Annotated in this window: 1 protein-coding gene, 1 tRNA gene and 1 pseudogene; all 3 read left to right on the top strand. The window is 61.6% G+C overall.

Annotated features, from left to right (window positions below):
- Window positions 1–57 precede the first annotated feature (57 nt).
- The 3 genes and pseudogenes from AAGA11_23155 (at window position 58) to AAGA11_23145 (ending at window position 1,689) form a co-directional block, all read left to right on the top strand.
- Window positions 58–133: transfer RNA gene (locus AAGA11_23155), tRNA-Asn, on the top strand.
- A 276-nt stretch (window positions 134–409) separates the two neighbouring features.
- Window positions 410–1,399, top strand: a complete 990-nt coding sequence (gene dmeF / locus AAGA11_23150) for a CDF family Co(II)/Ni(II) efflux transporter DmeF (protein ID MEM9605768.1) — start codon at window positions 410–412, stop codon at window positions 1,397–1,399.
- Window positions 1,400–1,499: 100 nt separating this feature from the next.
- A pseudogene (locus AAGA11_23145) lies at window positions 1,500–1,689 on the top strand (HupE/UreJ family protein).
- Window positions 1,690–1,800: the final 111 nt, after the last annotated feature.

Here is a 1,800-nt window from a genome sequence, read left to right as displayed (position 1 = left end):
TCAACTCCGGCGCCGCTTGACCGTCCAGGCAGCGTCTTCTATATTAGGCGGCTTGATTCCCCGATAGCTCAGTTGGTAGAGCAAATGACTGTTAATCATTGGGTCGCAGGTTCGAGTCCTGCTCGGGGAGCCAATGAATTCCAAAAGCCCGGCCACTGAGCCGGGCTTTTTCATGCCCGGTCGTGCTGTTTGCACCGCTGTGCACGACGGCAGCAGCAGGTCAACGGGAGGCCCTGTGGGCCGCCGTTCAACCCGGTGGCGCTTCACTGCGTCCGGTGCACCGGGGGTTGATGCGACCAGACCGGCCTGACTCGGCACCGGGCGATACGGTCGGGTTCGCACGGGTGGCGATGCCGCGCCAAACGCACCCCGCCTACCCTGACCGGGGCTTGCCTCACTGGACAATCCGATGCACAGCGAACACCTCGCGCACTGGGCGCACGACCACACGTTCAATCAGGACAAACGCCGTCCCGGCGAGTCGCGCACGCTGTGGGTGATCGCGATCACGGCGGTGATGATGGTGGTGGAGGTTGTCGCCGGGCTTCACTTCGGCTCGATGGCCTTGCTAGCGGATGGGCTGCACATGGCCTCGCACACGGTCGCACTTGGCATCACGGCGTTTGCCTACGCCTACGCCCGGCGACACGCCAGTGACCGCCGATTCAGTTTCGGCACCGGCAAGGTCAATGCCCTCGGCGGGTTCACGGGTGCCGTGTTGTTAGCCGTCTTCGCGGTGTACATGGCGTTCGAAAGCGTCACGCGCCTGTTCAACCCGGTGGAGATCGCGTTCAACCAGGCGATCGCGGTGGCGGTGCTTGGCTTGATTGTCAACGGCGCCAGCGTGTTCATCCTCGACGTTCACGACCACGGCCATGATCATGGCCACGGACGCCACCATCACCACGGTCACCGTCACGATCACGCGCACAGCCACACACACGACCACAGCCACCACCAGGGTGACCACAACCTGCGGTCGGCCTACCTGCACGTCATGGCCGATGCGCTGACGTCGCTGCTCGCTATCGTTGCACTGCTCTTGGCCAAGTACGTGGGTTGGGTGTGGATGGACCCGATCATGGGCATCGCTGGCGCCGTGTTGGTCGCGCGCTGGTCCTGCGGTCTGCTCGCGACAACGGCGTCCGTGTTGCTCGACCGCCAGGCCTCGGACGATGTGCTCGATACCGTGCGCAAGGCCATTGAAGGCGACGGTGACAGCCGCGTGACCGACCTGCACGTGTGGTCGATCGGGCCGGGCATCTACGCGGCCCAGGTGGCGGTGGTGGCCCACGACCTCGCTTCAGTCGCCGATTACAAAGCCCGCGTGCCCGAGGGGGCCGGCGTGGTGCACCTGTCGGTTGAGACGCACAAGTGCGAATTCAGGGAACCAAACTGACCCCAGAAACCCCAGCGTGCGTCCACCAGAATTCTGCGCGCGAATGCAGCCCCATCAGAAATCTCAAACCGAGGTTGATGGCGGTAAACACCTTGCGGCTATCTTGATTGCGTTTGCCCTGCTACCCACGCACGGCAGCGTTTTTGCCCACATCGTCACACCAGGCGACGTCGGCTACATCCAGGAAATCTGGATTGTGCGCGTCCTCTCCATTTGTCTAACTCGGCGCCAAACACCTAGCTTCCGGGTACTACGACATCACGTTCCAGCTCGGGGTCGTCTTTTTTCTCTGAGTGTTTTTCTTCAAGTCTTCTGGGGTGTGACGTAGGCTTTCAGTGTTGGCGAATGAAGTTGTTGTGCTTCCCTTACTACTAGCATTGCTGATGTTTCTTTTTTCTTCT

The organism is Pseudomonadota bacterium, from assembly GCA_039196715.1.
Lineage (GTDB): Bacteria > Pseudomonadota > Gammaproteobacteria > CALCKW01 > CALCKW01 > CALCKW01.
This window is presented reverse-complemented; position numbering and strand designations above follow the sequence as displayed.